The sequence below is a fragment of the Achromobacter sp. CSND-B12 genome (assembly GCF_052906545.1).
The window spans coordinates 5,782,642-5,803,557 of sequence record NZ_JBREGJ010000001.1; the positions used below are offsets into that span (position 1 = coordinate 5,782,642).

At 65.2% G+C, this 20,916-nt stretch carries 20 protein-coding genes and 1 tRNA gene; 12 read left to right on the forward strand and 9 right to left on the reverse strand.

What is annotated here, in order from left to right; genetic code table 11:
- Nucleotides 1-82 precede the first annotated feature (82 nt).
- The 3 genes from ACUTAG_RS27205 to ACUTAG_RS27215 are packed head-to-tail and all read left to right on the forward strand — an operon-like array spanning nt 83 to nt 2,029.
- Nucleotides 83-781, forward strand: a complete 699-nt coding sequence (locus ACUTAG_RS27205; RefSeq protein WP_006386414.1) for a MarC family NAAT transporter — start codon at nt 83-85, stop codon at nt 779-781.
- Nucleotides 765-1,829, forward strand: a complete 1,065-nt coding sequence (locus ACUTAG_RS27210; protein WP_006386413.1) for an Lnb N-terminal periplasmic domain-containing protein — start codon at nt 765-767, stop codon at nt 1,827-1,829. Before ACUTAG_RS27205 ends, ACUTAG_RS27210 begins: the two co-directional genes overlap by 17 nt.
- Nucleotides 1,826-2,029, forward strand: a complete 204-nt coding sequence (locus ACUTAG_RS27215) for a hypothetical protein (RefSeq protein WP_054438901.1) — start codon at nt 1,826-1,828, stop codon at nt 2,027-2,029. Before ACUTAG_RS27210 ends, ACUTAG_RS27215 begins: the two co-directional genes overlap by 4 nt.
- On the opposite strand, the gene ACUTAG_RS27220 is transcribed toward ACUTAG_RS27215, so the two are convergent.
- Entirely contained in the window at nt 2,017-2,700 is a 684-nt protein-coding gene (locus ACUTAG_RS27220; protein WP_446650400.1) for a YoaK family protein, read from the reverse strand. The two genes, ACUTAG_RS27215 and ACUTAG_RS27220, sit on opposite strands and share 13 nt — an antisense overlap.
- Before the next feature lie 196 nt (nt 2,701-2,896).
- Here ACUTAG_RS27220 and ACUTAG_RS27225 point away from each other — a divergent pair, with 196 nt between their 5' ends.
- The 3 genes from ACUTAG_RS27225 to ACUTAG_RS27235 all read left to right on the forward strand — a co-directional run bounded on the left by ACUTAG_RS27225 (nt 2,897) and on the right by ACUTAG_RS27235 (nt 6,058).
- Nucleotides 2,897-3,721, forward strand: coding sequence for a lysozyme inhibitor LprI family protein (locus ACUTAG_RS27225; protein ID WP_024068576.1), 825 nt, complete (start codon nt 2,897-2,899; stop codon nt 3,719-3,721).
- A gap of 685 nt (nt 3,722-4,406) precedes the next feature.
- Entirely contained in the window at nt 4,407-5,114 is a 708-nt protein-coding gene (locus ACUTAG_RS27230) for a metallophosphoesterase (protein ID WP_081004684.1), read from the forward strand.
- Nucleotides 5,115-5,410: 296 nt separating this feature from the next.
- Entirely contained in the window at nt 5,411-6,058 is a 648-nt protein-coding gene (locus tag ACUTAG_RS27235; protein WP_131727811.1) for a hypothetical protein, read from the forward strand.
- Between the two features lie 290 nt (nt 6,059-6,348).
- Here ACUTAG_RS27235 and ACUTAG_RS27240 read toward each other — a convergent pair.
- The 4 genes from ACUTAG_RS27240 to ACUTAG_RS27255 form a co-directional block, all read right to left on the reverse strand.
- Nucleotides 6,349-6,424, reverse strand: a tRNA-Ala gene (locus ACUTAG_RS27240).
- Nucleotides 6,425-6,494: 70 nt separating this feature from the next.
- Complete coding sequence (gene xth, locus ACUTAG_RS27245; RefSeq protein WP_006386403.1) at nt 6,495-7,277, reverse strand: exodeoxyribonuclease III; 783 nt, start codon at nt 7,275-7,277, stop codon at nt 6,495-6,497.
- Nucleotides 7,278-7,373: 96 nt separating this feature from the next.
- Entirely contained in the window at nt 7,374-7,685 is a 312-nt protein-coding gene (locus ACUTAG_RS27250) for an addiction module antidote protein (protein WP_054514136.1), read from the reverse strand.
- On the reverse strand, nt 7,682-7,996 hold the full coding sequence (locus ACUTAG_RS27255) for a type II toxin-antitoxin system RelE/ParE family toxin (protein WP_054505594.1): 315 nt from the start codon (nt 7,994-7,996) through the stop codon (nt 7,682-7,684). The genes ACUTAG_RS27250 and ACUTAG_RS27255 overlap by 4 nt, the downstream gene beginning before the upstream one ends.
- 718 nt (nt 7,997-8,714) lie before the next feature.
- Between ACUTAG_RS27255 and ACUTAG_RS27260 the strand changes: the two genes are divergently transcribed.
- Both ACUTAG_RS27260 and ACUTAG_RS27265 read left to right on the forward strand, forming a co-directional pair.
- Nucleotides 8,715-9,863: a hypothetical protein gene (locus tag ACUTAG_RS27260; protein ID WP_446650401.1), complete on the forward strand. Its 1,149-nt coding sequence runs from the start codon at nt 8,715-8,717 to the stop codon at nt 9,861-9,863.
- A complete protein-coding gene (locus tag ACUTAG_RS27265) occupies nt 9,860-11,758 on the forward strand; it encodes a DEAD/DEAH box helicase (RefSeq protein ID WP_187378267.1) in 1,899 nt (632 codons plus the stop codon). Before ACUTAG_RS27260 ends, ACUTAG_RS27265 begins: the two co-directional genes overlap by 4 nt.
- A gap of 28 nt (nt 11,759-11,786) precedes the next feature.
- Here the strand turns inward: ACUTAG_RS27265 and ACUTAG_RS27270 are convergent, their stop codons facing one another.
- Complete coding sequence (locus ACUTAG_RS27270) at nt 11,787-12,563, reverse strand: 3-oxoacyl-ACP reductase (RefSeq protein ID WP_026382706.1); 777 nt, start codon at nt 12,561-12,563, stop codon at nt 11,787-11,789.
- Nucleotides 12,564-12,669: 106 nt separating this feature from the next.
- Nucleotides 12,670-13,473: a FadR/GntR family transcriptional regulator gene (locus tag ACUTAG_RS27275; RefSeq protein ID WP_020927258.1), complete on the reverse strand. Its 804-nt coding sequence runs from the start codon at nt 13,471-13,473 to the stop codon at nt 12,670-12,672.
- A gap of 329 nt (nt 13,474-13,802) precedes the next feature.
- Here ACUTAG_RS27275 and ACUTAG_RS27280 point away from each other — a divergent pair, with 329 nt between their 5' ends.
- Both ACUTAG_RS27280 and ACUTAG_RS27285 read left to right on the forward strand, forming a co-directional pair.
- Nucleotides 13,803-15,236, forward strand: a complete 1,434-nt coding sequence (locus tag ACUTAG_RS27280) for an aldehyde dehydrogenase family protein (RefSeq protein WP_446650402.1) — start codon at nt 13,803-13,805, stop codon at nt 15,234-15,236.
- A 111-nt stretch (nt 15,237-15,347) separates the two neighbouring features.
- Complete coding sequence (locus tag ACUTAG_RS27285) at nt 15,348-16,052, forward strand: riboflavin synthase subunit alpha (RefSeq protein ID WP_148316856.1); 705 nt, start codon at nt 15,348-15,350, stop codon at nt 16,050-16,052.
- A 52-nt stretch (nt 16,053-16,104) separates the two neighbouring features.
- Here ACUTAG_RS27285 and ACUTAG_RS27290 read toward each other — a convergent pair whose 3' ends face one another.
- Together ACUTAG_RS27290 and ACUTAG_RS27295 are read right to left on the reverse strand one after the other, a co-directional pair.
- A complete protein-coding gene (locus ACUTAG_RS27290) occupies nt 16,105-17,598 on the reverse strand; it encodes a M81 family metallopeptidase (RefSeq protein WP_026382703.1) in 1,494 nt (497 codons plus the stop codon).
- Between the two features lie 18 nt (nt 17,599-17,616).
- On the reverse strand, nt 17,617-18,918 hold the full coding sequence (locus tag ACUTAG_RS27295) for an MFS transporter (protein WP_020927262.1): 1,302 nt from the start codon (nt 18,916-18,918) through the stop codon (nt 17,617-17,619).
- A 218-nt stretch (nt 18,919-19,136) separates the two neighbouring features.
- Between ACUTAG_RS27295 and ACUTAG_RS27300 the strand changes: the two genes are divergently transcribed.
- The gene (locus ACUTAG_RS27300; RefSeq protein ID WP_148316932.1) at nt 19,137-20,051 is read left to right on the forward strand and encodes a LysR family transcriptional regulator; all 915 of its coding nucleotides are present in this window, start codon (nt 19,137-19,139) and stop codon (nt 20,049-20,051) included.
- Between the two features lie 227 nt (nt 20,052-20,278).
- Entirely contained in the window at nt 20,279-20,863 is a 585-nt protein-coding gene (gene speG / locus ACUTAG_RS27305) for a spermidine N1-acetyltransferase (protein WP_006386394.1), read from the forward strand.
- Nucleotides 20,864-20,916: the final 53 nt, after the last annotated feature.

The following is a 20,916-nucleotide window of genomic DNA, read 5'->3' on the forward strand; positions in this document are numbered from 1 at the left end:
ACTGTGCGGTGTAGCGCGGTCGATGACGCCGGACGCGCGCGTTGCTCGTCCCTCCCGACCCGCCGTTTTCTCCTTCGCCGCGATGATTGATGATCTGGTTCAATTGGGCAAGCTGGTCAGCCTGGGCTTGGCGCTCATGCTGCCGCTGGCCAATCCCCTGACCTCCATGACCATGCTGCTGTCCCTGGGACAGCACATTCCCTACAAGGAGCGCGAACGCCAGATCCGGCAGGCCGCCTGCTATGTGGTGGGCATCATGCTGGTCACGTACTACGCCGGCGCCTGGATCATGGCCACGTTCGGCATCTCGATCCCGGGCCTGCGCATCGCCGGCGGACTGATCGTGGTCAGCATCGGTTTCACCATGCTGTTTCCGTCGGCGGCCAGCGCCGCCAGTGACGAGCGCGAGGCCGACGTCGCCGCCGATGTCGCGATTCACCGCCAGGTGCCCAACATCGCTTTCGTGCCATTGGCGCTGCCGGGCACGGCGGGGCCGGGCACCATCGCCATGATCATCAGCGCGGCTTCGACCGTCGGCGGCGAGACCGCCAGCCAGTATCCCGCGTGGACCATCGCCGTCACGCCGGTCATCGTCTTTTCGCTGCTGGGCCTCTTGTTCTGGATCTGCCTGCGTTCGGCCGGCCGCATCGTCGCCCTGATCGGCAACGGCGGGGTCGAGGCCATCTCGCGCATCATGGGTTTCCTGCTGGTGTGCATGGGCGTGCAGTTCGTCATCAACGGCGTGCTGGAAATCGTGAGCCAGCATGGCGCCGGTGCCTGACGCCACCCGCGCCGGCTGGGCCAGGCGCGGCCTGCGGCTGCTGGGCCGGGCCGCGCTCAGCCTGCTGATGCTGTTCTCCATCGGGTGGGCCTGCCTGGCGTTCTGGTATCAGGGGCCGGGGGCCGTCTGGGCCAAGGCGGTGCTGATGCTGGCCTGGGTCGCGCTGGGGCTGTATGCCTTGCTACGGCTGTGGCATGGCGTCGGTCGCTTGCGCCGCCGGCCCGCGTTGTGGGCCTACCTGTTGGCCGTGATCGCGCTGGCGGCCTGGTGGCAAGGCATCGCGCCCTCCAATGACCGGGTCTGGGCCGACGACGTGGCCCGCACCCTGCGCGGCAATGTCGCGGGCAGCATCGTCACGCTGGACAATGTGCGTGACTTCAAGTGGCGCTCGGACAGCGATTACACGCAGCGTTGGGAAACCCGGGTCTACGACCTGAACGACCTGCGGTCGGTCGACATGGTGCTGTCGTACTGGGACGGCCCCGCCATCGCCCACACCCTGGTCTCGTTCGGTTTCGCCGATGGCCGTCACGTGGTGTTCTCGGTCGAGATCCGCAAGGAGCGCGGCGAACAATTCTCGGAGCTGGGCGGCTTCTTCAAGAAGTTCGAGTTGAGCGTGGTTGCCGCCGACGAGCGCGACGTGCTCTACGTGCGCGCCGGTCCGCGCGCCGAGAATGTCTACATCTACCCGGTGCAAATGCCGGTCGATGCCATGCGCGAACTGTTCCTGTCGTACGTGCGCACCGCCAACGAGCTGGCGGACACGCCGCGCTTCTACCACACGGTCACCGCCAACTGCACCACGCTGGTCTACCGCATGGTGCGGGCCATCGTGCCCGGCCTGCCGCTGGACTACCGCATCCTGTTGTCGGGCTACCTGCCCGAATACCTTTATGAGCAAGGCGGACTCGATACCCGGCTGCCACTGCAGACGCTGCGCGAGCGCGGCTTCGTCGGCATTCCGCCGATCCTGGGCGAGGATTCGATCGGTTTCTCGCGGTCGATCCGCCGTCACCTGCGCGCCGAACCGGCGGGGGGAGCGCCATGATCTCGCTGCGCGCCGTATGGCTGGCCCTGCTGCTGGGCGTACTGGTGTTCCTGCTGATGCGCACGCCCGGCGTGCGGCTCTATGACGCCATTGCCCGCCGCTTGCGCGGCCGGCGGGCCGGCCAGACGCCACGCGATCCGCGGCCCCAGGGCAAGGGCGCGCAGGCCCGGCGCGCCAGCCAGGCGCGTCAGCCGGGGTAGGGGCGCGCCAGCGCCTGTCCCGCCAGCGACACCAGCGGCGGCAGCGCGAAGGCCCACAGCCCGATCGACACGTGCAGCAGCGCGGCCGCGCCGCAACCGATCGCGAACGCGAGCACCGCCCGTCCCATGCGTCCCATGCGGCGCCTGGCCGCCTCGTCGGCCTGGCCGCGCGCGGCGTCGGCCAGGTCCAGCATGATCTGCGTGGTGGTGCCCGTCATCAGCGTCGAGGGCGGGGCCGCGCCCAGGTGCACCCGATGCACCGCGTTCTGGATCGACATCGCCAGCACCAGCGTCATGCCGTTGGCGAACAGCCCCCAGCTGTCGCCCGGGGTAAACGGCCCCAGCGCCAGGGCCAGCGCCGCGGCCACGCACAGCAGCAGCGTCTTGGCCGTGAGCAGCCGCATGAACGCCGGCTTGCCCGCGTCGCGTCGTGCCTGCCCGTAAAGCCGCGCCAGGAACACGCCCAGGCAGAACATCGGCAGGGCCGCCAGCTTGGTCCAGGCGCCCGAGGCGCCGTTGCCGAGCGCGTAGCCGATGGTGACGAAGTTGCCGGTCACGTGCGCCGAAAACAGGCCGTGCAGCGCGATGAATCCAAGGGTGTCGACATAGCCCGCGTTCAGGCTCAGGAGCAACGGCAGGCGTTCGTCGAGCGGTGTGGCGGGGGCGGGCATGGTTGATCCCTTGATGCGGTTGAAGGCCGGGAGACCCGGCGCGAACGGCGCGGAACGGATTGAATGGCTCCGGCGGCGCCTAACGTTGTATCGCAGTTCGCAGGCACGGCAAACCCTCGACGGGACCGCGATAAGATAGCGGCCACCCATCATTGCGCCTCTGGCAGGCGCGTCGCCCTCCAAGGAAGCCGTCGATATGTCCTTTCCCGCCGCTGATCTCCGTGGCTCGCTTGCGCTGGCCGGGCGCGGCAGCCAGGCTGGCAACGCGCGTGCGATGCTGCTCGCCGTCCTGTTGGCCCTCGTTCCAGCCAGCGCCGCGCGCGCCGAGGCCACCCTGGTCGTCGACCTGCTCGACATGGCCCGCGATGGCGATCAGGCGGCCGCGCTGCTGGGCGTCATCTCCATCGATCTGGACGAATCGCAGGCGGCCGACGGCATGGTGCAGTCCGGCGCCTGCCCCGGGCCGGTGCCGCAGGACATCAATACCGAGGAGCCTTGCTACGCGGCTGTCCTGCGCGACAGCCATCTGCAGATATCCGACCTGCGTTCCCAGGTGCTGGTCCAACTGGGCAATACCGACTATCTGCTGTTGCGCTGGCGCACCACGCCGGTAGGCAATACGCCGGCGCAGCCAGGCGGCCATTTCTTCCAGGTCACTGTCGGCTACAACGGCTTCTACAACGGCAACCAGGGCGAGTTTTTCGACCTCAGCCGGCTCCCGGGCGAACTGGATCCCGACCAGCCTTACTCCTTTCTCCGGCAGTACTACGACGATCGCCTGAACCAGCTTTATCGGCGCACGCTGGCCTCGCCGGCCCTGCGCGCCGAAGACGCCGACGCCTTGCGCCGGGCGCAGCGGGAATGGTTGAAGAAAACCGAGTCCCAGTGTGGCACGGCGCGGGACCAGGGCTCGGCCGATGAGCAGGCACAGGCCCGCTGCGTGGCCGAGCGCAGCGCACAGCGCGTCTGGGAAATCAAGAAATTGCGCTTGCAGTGGGGACTGGCACGGGACCTGACGTAGATCCCGGCGGGCGAGGCGTGCTGCGACCAACGCGCGTCTGGCTGACCTGTTCAACAGTCAGAGTCGGGGGGGAGCTCTTGCTAAGGAAGTCAAGCGTGTTGACGGGGAAAACGGCCATTTCCGCACCTCGGGCGTAAAGGGCAGTCGTCTTGGAGGACGACGCCAATACGCGAGTTGCGGTGAGGCTCTGTAAGGCGTTGGAGGAAACAGCACTTCCTGGCAACGCCCGCAAGACTGGGCCTGATTTCGGGAGCCTAAGGGTGGTCTGTCGCGTCACCGACAGGGTTCAGTAGAGTCACTCGCTTGCCCCTACACCCTGAAGCTCTTTGCCGGACGCTACCCCGGCGCTGTGTCGCATGTTCACTTTTGCCGTTCCCCTATCTCACCTTTGGGGTGGCTCAACTGCCGCGTTAGCGTCCAGTGATCCCTGAGCGGTTGAATACGCGGCAGATTTGCTTTCTTGGGACACCCACTATAAATGCTCTAGACAGCAGGGCGAAAAATTCGCCTGTCCGGAAAGCGCCAGGACGCACACCATCCTGGCCTCCCACGCATTCTGGATCACATTCGAGGCTGACAACCTCGAAGATATCGAGCCGAAGCTCAATGTCCCGGATCGTAAGTCACTCTACCGTTAATAGCCAAGTATCATGAGGGTTGCGCAGAATGAGCAGCAGGACACTACATGGAATCAGGCACGAGGCCCGGTAATGCACGGGTCCAGCGCTTTCATTTGAATGCGACGGGTCGCGACTTTGCGGTGGGTGATATCCATGGCCATTTCGGTCGGCTCGATGCCGCACTGGCCGCCGCCAAGTTTTCACCCGACCATGATCGATTGTTCGCCGTCGGGGACCTTGTTGATCGCGGGCCAGAGTCCGCCGATGTATTAGCGTGGTTGGAGCGCCCGTGGTTTCATGCCATTTGTGGGAATCACGATCTCATGACTTGGCGGCGGGCGATGAACAACCCGGTTCCCCAGGTCGATCATCGCCTCCATGGTGGTGAGTGGTTGGATGCATGCGATAGCGATACCCAAGCACGTATCGGTGCGTGCTTGAACGCCTTGCCGTTGGCAATTGAGGTCGAAACGCCGGGCGGTGTTGTCGGTCTGGTACATGCCGACTTTCCTTATGACGACTGGCAAGCTATCCACGGCGCTACCTTCAGTCCAGAGGACGAGGATGCATGCCTGTGGTCCATAGACCGATATCGACTGCAATATGCCCAGCCTGTTCGCAATGTTCGGGCGGTTGTCCATGGCCATATGACGCTGCGCAAACCAGCACAGCTCGGCAATGTCTACTACATCGATACTGGTGGATGGCAAGATGGTGGAAGGTTCACGTTGCTGGATCTACATACCCTCAAACCTTGGCTGCGTCGTTCCTGAGTGTGTTCAGAACACGCTAATCAGAATTTGGAGTTGCAGTAGTGATCTCATGTGCAATTATTGAACAGTCAGACTTGACGACAAATAAAAGGTATTTGGCTAGTAAGGCAGTCCCACCTAATTGGATTGTGTACCAAGCCACGTATGCTAATAGTGATGAATTCCGTCGTGTCCTATCGTGCGCAATTGAGAATTTGCACCGTCTCGACGATCAGGACCCGAAAATACTAATCATTAGCGGCCACGGCATACCTCGAACGGGTACCGATATTGAGTCAGGTGACGGCGCTCAAATCATGTTCTGGGACTACAAAGACTACTTTCGTGTTTTGCCTCCTAATCTTGTTATTTATCTCAGTGCTTGTTTTGGGATGTACCCATCTTCCTCGGTTCTCCAATCAGATGACTGGAACCGCCCCTATGTGTTGGGTCCTCTGGTAGACATAAAATTCGAGCATGCAAATGAATTTCAGCAAGAACTCCTAAAAATTGTAGAGGCTAGCACCGGAGCCCAGCTGAATGAAGGACTGCGAAGTTTGGTCCAGCGTTTTAATGACAAGAAGAGCGTGAGAGATATGCAGTACGGCGGCCGAGAATGGTTGTTCGGTATGTTTGATGAGGATGGGAATTTTTTCCCTTCTGAGTTCCAGGGAGCGCAGTTGGCCGCGCCGGTGGAAGGTAAGCAGTTCGTTGTCGTCCGGGAGCTTATCCAACGCGAGGCCGGAGCTACTCCTGTTGCGTGCATTGTGGAGAATGATCTTGGTGACCTTCAACATGCATCTCTTACAGAACTGGCAGGCTTAGTAGGACGCCTCGAAGATTTGGTGGGAACGCGGTTTGAAGTTGTCTACCAGAAAATTTCGTCGGATCAGTTTGTGGATGAGAGCAGACGTATGGACTATATCAACATTGTCAGGGCCAAGAAGCGAGACCTGAACGGTTGACTCTCGAATCGTATTGAAGTTTCGGCAGGCGGGGCAGCTACATAGTCTGATGTCCCAAAGGCTAACTTCGTGTGCTGAGCCGGGTAAGGCTTGTCCCAAATCTGTCCCACTCGCGAGCCAATTTTTTCCGTACTTGGGTGCATACGCTGATTTCCCATTAGCTACCGAAAATCACCGGGCGGACTTGTGCCGCGGCGGCGGCATTAGCCGCGAAGCCAATAAATCAAGCCTGTAGAAACAAAAAAGCCTTGGAACACATTGTGTTTCCAAGGCTTTTTCATCTGGAATTTTGGTGGAGCGGAGGAGGATCGAACTCCCGACCTTCGCATTGCGAACGCGACGCTCTCCCAGCTGAGCTACCGCCCCAAATCAAGCAAGAGCGCAACTATACAGGAATTTCCGCGCGCCGTGCAAGCCGGTGCGCAAGATTTTTGGCTCAATCGAACGTCAGCGTGGCCACCACCGGCGCGTGGTCGGAAGGCTGCTCGTTGCGGCGCGGTTCCTTGTCGATGACGCAGGCGGTGCAGCGCTTGACCAGCGGCGGCGACAGCAGGATGTGGTCGATGCGCAGGCCGGCGTTGCGGCGGAACGCGAACTGCCGGTAATCCCACCACGAAAACGACTTCTCGGGCTGCTCGAACAGGCGGAACGAGTCGGCCAGGCCCAGATCGATCAGGTCGCGCAGCGCCTGGCGCTCGGGCTCGGAGACCAACACCTGGCCTTCCCATTTCTCGGGGTTGTGCACGTCCTCGTCGGCCGGGGCGACGTTGTAGTCGCCCAGCACCGCCAGGCGGGGGTACTGCTTGATCTCGTCGGCCAGCCAGGCGCGCATGGCGGCAAACCATTCGAGCTTGTAGGCGTACTTGTCCGAGCCGACCGATTGGCCATTGGGGCAATAGGCGCAGACCACGCGCACGTCGCCGTCCGCGCTGGGGAAGGTCAGCGCCAGCACGCGCTGCTGCGGGTCTTCGTAGGTGGGCAGGTTGCGCACCATGGACGTGCCCGGCACGCGCGACACGATGGCAACGCCGTTGTAGGTCTTCTGGCCGGCCCAGACCGCGTGGTAGCCGGCCTCCTTGAAGGCGGCCTCGGGGAACTTGTCGTCGGTCAGCTTCAGTTCCTGGATGCAGAGCACGTCGACGGGATTGGCGGCCAGCCAGTCCAGCACCTGGGGCAGGCGCACGTTGAGGGAGTTGACGTTCCAGGTGGCGAGTTTCATGTGGAAAATGCAGCTTATTGTTTTAGAGGGTTGGGAGGGATTCTCTAGGAAATCCTGGCTTCCGGCTACTGGTCCGGCCACGTTCGTCATACGTGCCTAGGCCAGATGCTCGGCCTGGACGACGAGACGCACGCCCAGTGCCTTGCATACCTTGGCGATGGTGTCAAAGCGCGGGCTGGCGCCTGCGCGCAGGGCCTTGTACAGGGATTCCCGGCCAATACCAGTAGTTTCGGCAATTTGCGTCATGCCACGAGCGCGCGCGGCAACTCCCAGCGCCTGGGCAAGCTCACCGAAGTCTCCGTCCTCGATCACCTGCGTCAAGTAGGCGGCGATGTCCTTGTCGTCGCGCAGGTAACGCGCGGGGTCGAAGGTGGGCAGTTCGGAAATCTTGATCGCTTTCTTGCTCATGATTGGTCTTCTTCGTCGTTTCTCAGGGCCCGCGCCAATTCCTTGGCGTGTTTGACGTCACGGCTTTGGGTGCCCTTCGTACCGCCGCCCAGCATGACGATCAGCACGTTGCCCCGTTCGGCGTAATACATGCGCCAACCAGGGCCAAAGAACTCGCGCATTTCGCTCACGCCCTCTCCGACCGGTTTCACATCGCCCAGCAAACCCCGCGCCGCCTTTTCAAGCCTGCGGATCAGGCGGGCTCGCGTAGCCGGGTCTGTCAGGGTGTCGAACCAAGCGTCGAACTCTGGCAGCGGCTTTATGTGGTACATGATTAGTGTATTCGATCGGATACTTTTTTGACAAGCGGATCGGCGAAGTGATGCCGGCGCTTGACGTGCGCGACATGCCTGCGGGTAGTGCCCGGATGCGTCGCGCGTGACTCGAGGCGTGGCGAATGAGCGAGCCGAGGCGCTGAACCTTCAGGCATTAAGGTCGTGTCAGCAGTCTAGCAAGGGGAGCAGGAGGCTTGGCGAGTCGGCACCTTCTGTACGTCCGAAACCATGGGAAGCATCGATGGGCAGCGCTTCACGCATGGTTCACTCTTTTCTGCAATCTGTGTGAACGAAAAAGTGTGCCCGGCCGAACCGGAAGCCACCGCATTCGTACAAATTGTTATCAATTTGTATAATTTTTCAAACGCCAATATCCGACCCTGATCGGAAGTTCCGCAGTCCTGAAAGAGAACACAACAATGGCAAAGCAACAGCAGGGCCGGCAGCCTGCAATATCTCAAGCACCGCGAATATTAGGATTTTGGCGCGCCGTCGAGGCGTGCGTCCCGCAAAAGGCAGAGAAAGCCAACCCCGCCCACCTCACCGAGCCTGTCTACCGATTACGCGCGGACGAGTCCTTGCCCTGGTTCGATCCGAAACACCAGGCCAAACGCATTGCGCCGCGCCTTGCGTGGCGCTACACGCTGCAGGCGGGGCTCTACGATATCGAGCGGTTTGCGGCATTGCTGGAAGTCAAGCTTGGTTCGCCGAGGATGTGTTCGACGAGCGCCGTCCCAGTGGCCAAGCCCGTCTCTTTGACCTGGCTTTCGACGAGGACGGCTATCCTCTGCCGCAGAATTTCGTGCTGTCCCTGGCGTGTTGGGCGGCAGGGCAGATCCTGCATTACCCTGACGGCATCGCGGTGCTGGAAGACGGCGGCAGGATCGTCACGACCGGCTTGCCTGAGGCCAATCCGGAGATCCCGAGTCCGAACAGCGGCTATGCGGGCTTCGACATGCTGGTCCGCCGACTTATCCAGTGGCTCGTTGACGCCACGGCCGCGGCCCGAGAGGAAAAAGCGCCGCCCACCCGTGCCTGGCTCGATGCGTTGAGCGGGCGCATTGCCGCCCTGTGTCTACTGCCCGAGGGGATGATCTCGGCGACCCACGTCGCCAAATGCGTCCAGGTCAAGAGAGCCGAAGCGACGGGCGATCAGGGCGCGTCCGATCCCCAGCCGGGCGATGATCTGCTGAATAGTTTCTTTGTTGGCGATCTCAACGCGCTCAGCCATGCCTGGACCAATGGCAATGTCGGGAAAGGGCTGGCCGAGTATATCCAGGCGGTGGCAAGGGTGGATCCCGCGCGCGTGGATCTGCGCGAGGCACATGGGGTGGCGACTGCCTTCGCGGCGTTGAATCCCGCGGCTTTTCCTGCGGGCAGTTGGCCTTCGGATCATCCGCTTGCGTTCAGCCAGCAACTGGCCGTCAACGAACTGTGGCGCCAGCTCGAAGCCAGGCCTGGAATTTTTGCGATCAATGGACCGCCGGGCACGGGCAAGACCACCTTGCTACGCGATGTGGTGGCGGCGGTTGTCACTGCGCGCGCGGCGCACCTGGCGCGGTTGGGAGGGCAGGCCTTTGCCGGGCGGACGAAAAAGAAGCTGGGTGAATTCTGGTGCAACTATCGACCGTTGCACGCTGACCTGAGCGGGTTCGCCATCGTTGTGGCCTCCGCCAACAACGGCGCGGTGGAGAACATTTCGCTGGAACTGCCTGGCATCAAGGCCGTACCCGCCGATGCGGTCGGGCGCAGTGCGCATCCGGATGTTATTACAAGTGCCTGGCCGGCAACGTCCTGGGCAATGCCGCCTGGGGCCTCCTGGCCGCGCGCATGGGATCGAAGGCCAACCGCGGCGCGTTCATGAACAGCTTCTGGTGGAAGAATCCATCAGGCGTCCATTCCAGGAAGAATCAGCCGGACGCGCAAGACGATCCCACGCAAGCGGCGCTTCTGGCTCGGTGCGACGCCAATCCCTTTGCTGAGGGTGGGGAAGGGCTACGCTATCACCTGAGCCGGATCATCGAGGGCGGGCGCAAGCCAGCGATCGGTTGGACACAGGCCGTGGCCCGGTTCGAACAGGCGCAGGAGGCCGAGCGTCAATGCCGAAGCGTCCTGGAGGCGAGCGCGAGACTTCCGGAGGCTGCCCTCAAGGCGCGCGCCCAGGCCGAGGAACTGGAGCGTGGCGCGCAAACTATCCAGGCCGAACTCGCGGCGCGACAAGCCGCGCTGCCGACGCTACAGGAGCGCGTCGACAACCTGCAAGCGCGGATGGCCGGCGTGCTCAAGCAGTGTGCTGCGGCGCAAGCTGAATTGGCCAGCCACGATCGGGCCAGGCCAGGATTGCTGATCTGGCTTTCGACCTGGGGACGCTCACACCGCGAATGGTGGAACAGGCGCAACCAGATCGATGCCCAAGTCAGGCAATCCAGGGCCGATCACGATGCCCTGGCCGCAGAGTGCAAGAAGGCCAAGGCCACTCATCAGGAGGCGGCCGGTGGGGATGAGAGGCTGAGGTCGGCCTTGCGGCAAAAGCAGGTCGCTCATCAGGAAGCACTGGGCCGGCTTGAAGCGGCCAGACACGCATGTCGGCAGGCGATGCAACGCTTGGGGACGCACTGGCCGCAATCGAGCGCCGATGACGCCGTCCGCGAATTGTCTTCGCCCTGGTCGACGCCGGCTTGGCGCCGCGCGCGGCAAGATCTGTTTCTGGCCGGACTGGATGTGCATCGTGCTTTCATCGAGTCCCATCCCCAGGAGATCATCGACAACCTTGGCCTGGCTTCGAACTGGCTCCAGGGTAAGGGCATGCCCGAAGACATGGCGCGCGTGGCGCTCGGTAGCCTCGCACTCGTGGTGCCGGTGATTTCCACGACCTTCGCCTCGATTCCTCGCATGTTCCATTCGCTTGGGCGGGAGTCGATCGGCTGGCTTTTGATCGACGAAGCCGGCCAGGCATTGCCCCAACAGGCCGCCGGCGCCATCTGGCGCGCGGCGGGCACTGTCGTGGTGGGCGATCCCAACCAGCTTGAACCCGTACTGGGCATGCCGGCGGCGGTCGAGGGCGCATTGGCTCGGCACTATGACGTATCTCGGGATTGGTGGCCCAGTTTCACATCGGCGCAGCGCCTGTCGGATCAGAGCATGTCGATGGGGACCTGGCTGCCGGGCAAGGAGAACGGGAAAGTCTGGGTCGGATCGCCTTTGCGTGTACACCGCCGTTGCGATGATCCGATGTTTTCCATCAGCAACGACATTGCTTATGACGGGCTGATGGTTCAAGGGAAATCGCCGTCCGCCCATTCGTGGCCGCGTTGCCATTGGATCGACGTGCGCGCGCAAACCAGTGCGGGCAATTGGGTGCCTGAGGAAGGGGAGGCTGCCAGGAAGCTGTTGCGGTCGTTGCAGGCTGAGCACCAGGTCGCGCCCAAGGACATTTTCCTGATCTCGCCGTTCAAGGATGCGGCAACGCAACTGCGCGCGATGGCCAGGATGCTGGGACTCGATCCAGCCAAGACCGGGACGGTGCACACGACCCAGGGCAAGGAGGCCGAAGTCGTTATCCTGGTGCTGGGCGGCAATCCCCAGCGCCCGGGCGCCAAGGATTGGGCCGCGCAAAGCCCCAACCTGCTCAATGTGGCGGTCAGCCGGGCCAAGGCCCGCCTGTATGTCATCGGCGATCGTGCCGCCTGGCGCCAACACCCTTATTTCCGCGTCCTGGACCAGCGTCTTGGTGTCGACAGCGAGGCGCCCTCGCATTGACCACATTCGTCGACGCGACGCGGCCGCCTCACCCCTTCACCAGCCCCCCATCCACTATCAAATTCTGCCCCGTCACCGCGCGCGACCACGGGCTGGCGAAGAACAGCACCGCGTCGGCGAACTGTTCCGGCGTGGTCACTTCGCGCAGCGGCGTGCCGGCGGCGATCAGGTCGAACACCTCGGCGGGCGTGGCGGCCGAGGCGTCAGTGGTGCGCAGCAGGCCGCCGGACACCATGTTGACGGTGATGCCGTCGGCGCCCAGTTCGTGCGACAGCGTGCGCGTGAAGGCCAGCAGGGCAGCCTTGGCGGCGGTGTAGTCGTGGTACGGCACCACCGGATTCTGGACCAGGTTGGTGCCGACGTTGATGATGCGGCCGCCGCCGGCCGCGCGCATCGACGGCAGCGCGGCCTGGGTGGTGTTGAGGGCGGCGCGCACGCTGCCTTCGAACTGCGCGTTCATGCGGGCCCAGTCGAGCGTGTCGGCATGCGGGCGGGCGTCACCGTCGAAGCGGAAGGCGGGCAGGGCGTTGTTGACCACCGTGGCGACCGGCAGGCCGAAGTGCTCGCTGGCGCCCGCCACCATGGCGGCGACCGCGTCGGCGTCGCGCACGTCGGCCCGCATGGCCAGAGCGCGGTCCGGGGCGGTGGCCGCCAGTTCGCGTGCCGCGGCTTCGCTGTTCAGGTAGTTGACGACGACCCGCGCGCCTTCACGCAGGAAGGCGCGCGCGATGGCCGCGCCCAGGCCGCGGCTGGCGCCGGTGACGATGACGAGTTGCTGGTCCAGGGGGAGGGCGGTGCTGGGCATGGCGGTGATCAGGCAGGAAAACGGGCGATGAATCGGATGGACAGGGTGAAGCGGAAAGGGCCAGCGCCGGGCGGCTATCCCGGCGCGACGTCGCAAGAAGGGTGGTTCACTGTTCCGAGCCGCTGTTGAGCATGCGGCTGCGGGCCTTCTCGATGTGGGCGCGCATGATGTTGCGGGCGCCCTCGGCGTCCTGTTCGCGGATCAGCCGATAGATCTGGCGGTGCTCGTCGATGGCGGCGCGGGTGCGCTTCCAGGGTTCGCTGTGCACCAGGTGGCGCATCACGTTGACGGCATGGCTGACGTCGTACTCCAGCGATTTGAGCACCTGCACGAAACGCTGGTTGCCGGTGGCCGCCGCGATGGCGCGGTGAAAACCGTAGTCGTGGTGGTGGGCGATGGCGCCGGCCGCATCGGCGGCCTCGTAGCCGGCCAGCATGCGGTCCATTTCGGCCAGGTCGTCGTCGGTGCGGCGCAGGGCGGCCAGATAGGCGCATTCCGGTTCGATCACCATGCGCAGTTCCAGGCCTTCCAGGATGTGGCCGACGCGGCGCGCCGGGTCGACTGCGGGCATGCCGCCCATCAGGTCGGGCTTGGCCCGCACGTAGCTGCCCGAACCGCGCATCGACTCGACCAACTGGTCTTCGCGCAAGCGGTCCAGCGCCTGGCGCACCACCGGCCGCGATACTTCGAACAGCGCGGCCAGTTCCAGTTCGGTCGGCAGCTTGGCTCCGGGCGCGATCTTGCCGGTGGCGATGGCGTAGAACAGGCTTTCGTAGACCCGCTCGGCGAAGCGTTCGGCGCGCACGTAGCCCAGGCCCGAGGCCACTTCGGCCAGGACGTCCAGCTCGGGCCGCGGCCGGCTGGCCGCGGTGAGCAGCTTGTCCAGTTGCGGATCGCGCACCTTGCTCATTGCCTTGCTCCCATGGCGCGAACGCCGGGTTTGTTAATGGTCATGACAAATCGGAAAACGGCTGTCGGCGTTGGAGCGCATGGCGGCATGGCGTGGGACCCTAGGGATAACCCGAGTCGGCATCAAAATATCCTGAAGCTTGGGATAAAAGCTGTCAATTCAATTGACAAGTTGCGAGGCGCTCCCTTACCTTGGACGCATCCTTATAACCACACCGCGCGCCATCGACGCCCGGGTGGCGCGATCCGGCTGCACCGGGCGCGCCAGGAGACCCCCGCATCCGCGCGTTCCGCAACCGGCCAACCGGCCGTTACTTTACTCCGCACACCGTGACTCAGAAGAACTTTATCGCCAATCAATGGGTGCCCGCCGCCAGCGGCGAAACCATCCCCGTGCTGAACCCGTCCGATGGCAAGGTGTTCGAGGCCATCGCGCGCTCGGGCGAGGCGGACGTGGACCGCGCCGTGGTCGCCGCGCGCCAGGCCTTCGAGGGCGAGTGGGGGCAGATGGCCCCGGCCGCCCGCAGCCGCCTGCTGATGCGCATCGCCTTCGCGCTGCTCGACCGCCAGGAAGAACTGGCGCAGCTGGAGTCCGCCGATACTGGCAAGCCGATCAAGCAGGCCCGCGCCGACGCCGCCGCCGTGGCGCGCTATTTCGAGTTCTATGCCGGCGCGGTCGACAAGCTGCACGGCGAGACCATTCCCTACACCCCGGGCTTCACCGTGCTGACCGTGCGCGAGGCGCATGGCGTGACCGGCCACATCGTGCCCTGGAACTACCCGCTGCAGATCTTCGGCCGCAGCGTCGGCGCGGCGCTGGCCGCGGGCAACGCCTGCGTGGTCAAGCCGGCCGAGGACGCCTGCCTGTCGCTGCTCAAGCTGGCCGAGATCGCCGCCGAGGTGAGCCTGCCCGCCGGCGCGCTGAACATCTGCACGGGCTATGGCCACGAGGCCGGCGCGGCGCTGTCGGCGCATCCCGGCATCGACCACATCTCGTTCACCGGCTCGCCGCAGACCGGCAAGATGGTGGCGCACGCCGCCGCCGAGAACCACGTGCCGGTGACGCTGGAGCTGGGCGGCAAGTCGCCGCAGATCGTGTTCGACGACGCCGACCTGGACGCCGCCATGCCGGTGCTGCTGGCCGCCATCATCCAGAACGCGGGCCAGACCTGCTCGGCCGGCAGCCGCGTGCTGATCCAGCGCGGCGTCTACGAGAAAGTGCTGGCGCGCCTGGGCGAGGCGTTTTCGGCCACCGTCACCGGCCCCGCCGCGCAGGACCTGGACGTCGGCCCGCTGATCAGCGCCCGCCAGCACGACCGCGTGCGCGGCTTCCTGGCCGAGGCCGAAGCCGAGGGCCTGAAGGTCGCCGCGCGCGGCAAGCTCAAGGACGGCGCGCCCGACAGCGGCTTCTACCAGCCGCCGGTGCTGTTCCGCGACGTGCCGCCCAAGAGCCGGCTGGCGCAGGAAGAGGTGTTCGGTCCGGTGCTGGCCGCCATGGTGTTCGACACCGAGGAAGAGGCGCTGGAGATCGCCAATGGCACGCTCTACGGCCTGGTGGCCGGCGTCTGGACCCGCGACGGCGGCCGCCAGCTGCGCCTGGCGCGCAAGCTGCGCGCCGGCCAGGTGTTCGTCAACAACTACGGCGCCGGCGGCGGCGTGGAACTGCCGTTCGGCGGCTCGCGCCAGTCGGGCTACGGCCGTGAAAAGGGCTTCGAGGCGCTGTACGGCTTCACCACCCTGAAGACCATCGCCATCCGCCACTGATCCGGCGGCGGCCGGGCGTGCCGCCCCCGGCAGGGGCGGGCGCCCGGTGGCAAAATATCGGTTACCTTTGATGTTTTGCCAGGGGCGCCACGCCCCGTATCCAGGATCAGCATGTTCACCGGTATTGTTCAAGGCACCGCGAAGATCGCGAACATCGCGGACCGCGAAGGCCTGCGCACGTTTACGCTGGCGTTTCCCGACGGCTTCTGCAAGGATCTGGCGGTCGGCGCCAGCGTCTCCACCGACGGCGTCTGCCTGACGGTCACCGAAATTCTCGACGCCAACCACGCCACCTTCGACGTCATGCTGCAAAGCCTGGCGATTACCACGCTGGGCAGCTACCAGGAAGGCGACCGCGCCAACGTCGAGCGCGCCGCCAGGGATGGCGCCGAGATCGGCGGCCATCCGCTGTCCGGCCACGTCGATTTCACCTCGGAAGTGGTGATGGTGAAGTCGTCGGACACCAATCGCCTGATGCGCTTCAGCATCCCCGAGGCCTTCCGCAAGTACGTGTTCGCCAAGGGCTACATCGCCATCAACGGCGCCAGCCTGACCGTGTCCGAGGTGAACCGCGCCGAGGGCTGGTTCGAAGTCTGGCTGATCCCCGAGACCCGCCGCATGACGGTGTTCGAGGACAAGCAGGTGGGCGACCAGGTCAACATCGAGATCGAGCGCAGCACCCAGGTGGTGGTGGACACCGTGCGCGAGACGGTCCAGGAAAGCCTGGGCAAGCTGCAGCCGCTGCTGGAAGCCATCCTCAAGGAAAAAGGGCTGACGCTGGAAGATTTCGTCAGCCCGCAGGGCAAGCTCAAGTAGGACGCGGCCGTCCGCCTTCCATCCGCGTTCCGTTCAAGACCAGGCCGCGAATTCAAGCCGCGAACGCCGGCCCCAGCGGCTTGATGCGGATCCCCGGTTGCAGCCGGGTCCAGGGCAGGTCGGCGGGATCGGCCTGCATCGGGCCCGGGGCCTTGGCCACCAGCACCTCATGCGCGATGGGCTGGAAGTCGGCGCGGAAGTGCACCGAGCTTTTCACCACCAGGATTGCCATCTCCTCGGGCTGCACGCCGCCGACGCGGAACAGGTTGCGGTCCAGCATCTGCGACTTGGTGGCGCTGACCACCACGCGCACGCCGCCCAGGCGCAGCCCGGCCACCGCCTCCAGGTCCACGTCCATGCCGTTCATCATCGGGCCGTCGAAGCGCAGCTTGCCCGGCGACAGGGTCTCGACCACGAACTCGCCCTCGAAAGGCGTATCGCCGGCCACGCCGGACTGGCCGCCCAGGCGCAACTTCACCGTGTTGCCGATGCCGGCGGCGGTCGCCTCGCGCACGGCCTCGGGATCGTAGAACAGGCCCAGCGCGGCGTTCTGCGCGTCGGCCTCGACCAGCGCGCGCAGCATGCCGGTGGTGTTGGCGTCGCCGCCCGCGCCCGGGTTGTCCTGGGTGTCGGCGATGACCACGGGGCGCGAGGCGCCGGCCGCCAGCGCCTGGGCGCGCTTGACGGCGTCGGCCGGCGCCAGGAAGTCGGGCGACCATTGCGGTTCCAGTTCCAGCACGCGCTGGTAAAGCGCTTCGGTCACGCGTTCGACCGCGTCGGCGTCGGTGCCGTAGGCCCAAACCACCGGGCCGCATTCGGGAAAGTCCGCCGCCGGAAAACCCGGCGCGAACGAGATCGAGGCCACGCCCGGCGTCCGCTCCAGGCGCTCCAGTTCTTCATACACCCCTTGCGACGGCTGCAGCATCGTGCACATGCCGTTGATGGGGATCAGGAACGGCAGGCGGCGTTCGGCGCGCACCCACTTGTCGCCGGCCGCGACGCGCGCGGCCAGCAGGCGCGCGGCGTGCTCGCCGGTCACCGCCATGTCCACGTGCGGGTAGGTGCGGAAGGCGGCAAGGCCGTCGGCCTCGCGCAGCATCCGCGCGGTGACGTTGGCGTGCAGGTCGAGGCTGCCGACCACCGGCACGCCGGGGCCGACCAGCGCGCGCACCCGCGCCAGCAGCTCGCCTTCGCCGTCGTCCAGGTGCTCGGCCACCATGGCGCCGTGCAAGTCCAGGTAGATGGCATCGAAGCCGCCGGCGCGCGCCGCGTCGACGATCTCGCCGGCGATGCGTTCGTAGGCGTCGCGGGTGACGTGGGCCGACGGGCTGGCGCCGGCCCAGATCACCGTGCGCACGGTGTGGCCCTGCGCCAGCGCGGCGTTGATGAAGCCGCCGGCGGGGATGTTGACCTCGCGCAGCGCCAGCATGTCCTCGCCGCGCACCATGGCGGGAAAGCCCTCGCCGCGCACGAAGTTCTCGTAGGCCGCCTTGGACGGCGCGAAGGTATTGGTCTCGTGCTGGAAGCCAGCCACCAGAATATGCATGATCGATTCCTTTGAGCGTCAGGCGCGCGCGGGCGCGGATTGGGCAGGACGGTTCACCAGCAGCAGCAGGGCGCCGGCCACCAGCAGGGCGGAGATCGCGTACAGGCCGCCGGCCAGGCTGCCGGTGGATTCCTTGACCCAGCCGATGATGGACGGGCTGAGAAAGCCGCCCAGCAAGCCGATGCTGTTGATCAGCGCGATGCCGCCCGCCGCGGCTTCCCCTTGCAGGTACTGCGACGGAATCGCCCAGAATACCGTGTAGGCGGCCCACATGAAGCCGGTGGCCAGCGTGATGGCCGTCAGGGATAGCGCGAATTGCGTCGGCGCCGCGGTGGCGATGCACAACGCCACGCCGGCCAGCAGGGCGGGCACCAGCGTGTGCCAGCGGCGTTCGCGCATGCGGTCGGAGCTGCGCGCGAACCACAGCATGAAGACCGCCGCGGCCACGTAGGGGATCGCCGAGTACAGGCCGATCTGCATGGTGTCCTGCACCCCGGCCAGCTTGAGCAGCGTCGGCAGCCAGAAGCTGACGGCATAGATGCCGCAGATCAGGCAGAAGTAGGTCAGCGCCATGCCGTAGATGGCCGGATCGCGCAGCACCTGGGCGAAGGCGTGCTTCTTGTGCGCGCCGCGGCTGTCCAGGTCGGCGGCCAGCAGCGCCTTTTCCTCGGCGCTGAGCCAGCGCGCCTCGGCCGGCTTGTCGTCCAGGTAGCGGAAGGCGATGACGCCCAGCAGCACACAGGGCAGGCCTTCCAGCAGGAACATCCATTGCCAGCCGTCCAGGCCATGCGCGCCGGAGAAGGCCGTCATGATCCAGGCGGAGACCGGGCCGCCGACGATGCCGCCGATCGGGCCGGCCAGCATCACCACCGCCATGACGCCGGCCATGCGCGACTGCGAATACCAGTAGGTCAGGTAGAAGATCATGCCGGGGGCGAAGCCGGCCTCGAACACGCCCAGCATGAAGCGCAGGACGTAGAAGCTCCATTCGCCCTGCACGAACAGCATCGAGGCCGAGGTCAGGCCCCATAGCACCATGATGCGGCTGATGGTGCGGCGTGCGCCAATGCGCGTCAGCAGCAGATTGCTGGGCACCTCGAACATCACGTAGCCGAGAAAGAAGATGCCGGCGCCCAGGCCGTAGACGGCGTCCGAGATGCCGATGTCCTGTTGCATCTGCAGCTTGGCGAAGCCGATGTTGATGCGGTCCAGGTAGGCGAACACATAACAGAGCAGCAGGAACGGCAGCAGCCGCCAGGTGATCTTGCGGTATAGCGGAGCCAGGCGCGGATCGGCGCCTGGCGTGGCCTGATGGGGCATTGCGTGTCTCCTCGCGGGCGGGTCTGCGCCCGCCGCGGTGGTTGGGATGGCGGCGGTTCCCGGGGCGGGTCCGCGCGGCGTCCATATTGCGAGCACGCAGTGTTCGAAACAATGACCTGGGTGATAAATTATCGTTGCCTTCAGGGCAACGGAAAAACGATGCCGCGGCCATGCTGCCCGGCGTCTGGGCGTTCATGACAAAACATACAGGGGGAGCGATGGCCGAAATCAGCCAGACGCGGCTGAAATACTTCAACGAGGTCGTGGCCTGTGGCTCGATCCGCGGCGCCGCCGACAAGCTCGGCACCGCGCCCTCGGTCATCAGCCGCCAGATCCAGTTGCTGGAAAAGGAACTGGGCGTGGCGCTGTTCGAACGGCGCGCGCGCGGCCTGACGCCGACCGAGGCCGCCGACATGCTGCTGGAATACCACCGCGCCTGCCGCGCGCAGCAGGAACACCTGAACACGCGCCTGCAGGAACTGCGCGGCATGCGGCGCGGCAGCGTCCATCTAATGATCAGCGAAGGCTTCATCGACAGCCTGATGGAGCATGTGGTGGGGCCGTTCTGCATCGAACACCCGCGCATAAACGTCAGCGTCAACGTCGGCTCGGTCAACGAGGTGGTCGAGGCCGTGGCCAGCGACGCCGCGCACATCGGCCTGGCCTACAACCCGCCCGTGGACCCGCGGCTGCGCTGCCGCGCCAGCCGCAAGCATCCGGTCTGCCTGCTGGCGGCGCGCGGCCACGCGCTGGCGCGCCATCGCGCCCCGCTCACCATTGCCGACATCCTGCCGTATCCGTTCGCGCTGATGTCCGCGCCTTACGGGTTGCGCCAGGCGGTCGACCTGCTGGAGTTCACCGAACGCATCCACCTGACGCCGAGCCTGACCACCAATTCGCTGCGGGTGCTCAAGCAGTACGCCATCAGCGGCGCCGGGGTGACGCTGATGCCGAACCTGGGCGTGCACCACGAACTGGCCAGCGGCGAACTGGTGGCGCTGCCGATCGCACATCCGATCCTGAGCGCGCCCGAGTGCCAGATGCTGCTGCGCCTGGGGCGGCCGCTGTCGTCGGCCGCCAACGAGGTGGTGCGGCGCATCGAGCAGCGCCTGCCGGCGTTCGCGGCGCCGTGACGGCGCCGGCCACGCCCGGGGCGGGGCAACCTCGGCGCGGGGCGATGCGCGGGCGCATTTCGTTACCGGGGATGGGGCCTGGTTTTGAAAGGTTCAAGCATCCATGCGCTTTTTCAGGCATTTTTCTGCTGTAGGTCAATGAACAAGCCATCCTTGCCGTGAGAGTGCCATGTAAAGGGCGTTTCAGGGCAGCGTAAGCTACAATGGCGGCACTTTCGGAGGTTTCTATGTCGGTAATATCCGATATCAAAATACGCCCCCTGGAGCGCGGCGACCTGCACTTCGTGCACAAGATCAACAATAACGACGTCATCATGCGTTATTGGTTCGAAGAGCCCTACGAGGCCTACGACGAACTGGTCGCCCTCTATGACCGCCACTTGCACGACCAGAACGAGCGGCGCTTCATCATCGAGCACGACACCGGCCAGCCGGCCGGCCTGGTGGAACTGGTGGAAATCGACTACATCCACCGCCGCGCCGAATTCCAGATCATCATCGCGCCCAGCTACCAGGGCCGCGGCTACGCCAAGGCCGCCACCCGCATCGCGGTGGGCTACGCCTTCCGCGTGCTGAACCTGCACAAGGTCTACCTGGTGGTGGACAAGGACAACAGCGCCGCCGTGCACATCTACGAGCGCTGCGGCTTCCAGATCGAAGGGCTGCTCAAGGAAGAGTTCTTTTCCAACGGCGCCTACCGCGACGCCTACCGCATGGCGCTGCTGCAGCACGATCACCTGCGCGAAGTCGGACCGGGCGCGCCGGACGCGCCGGTGCTGCGCGACTGGCCGCAGGAAGAACAGACCGGCTGACGCGCGGCGCATTCGGCGTTGCATCCCCGCATGATCAGGGCGGCCGAGGCCGC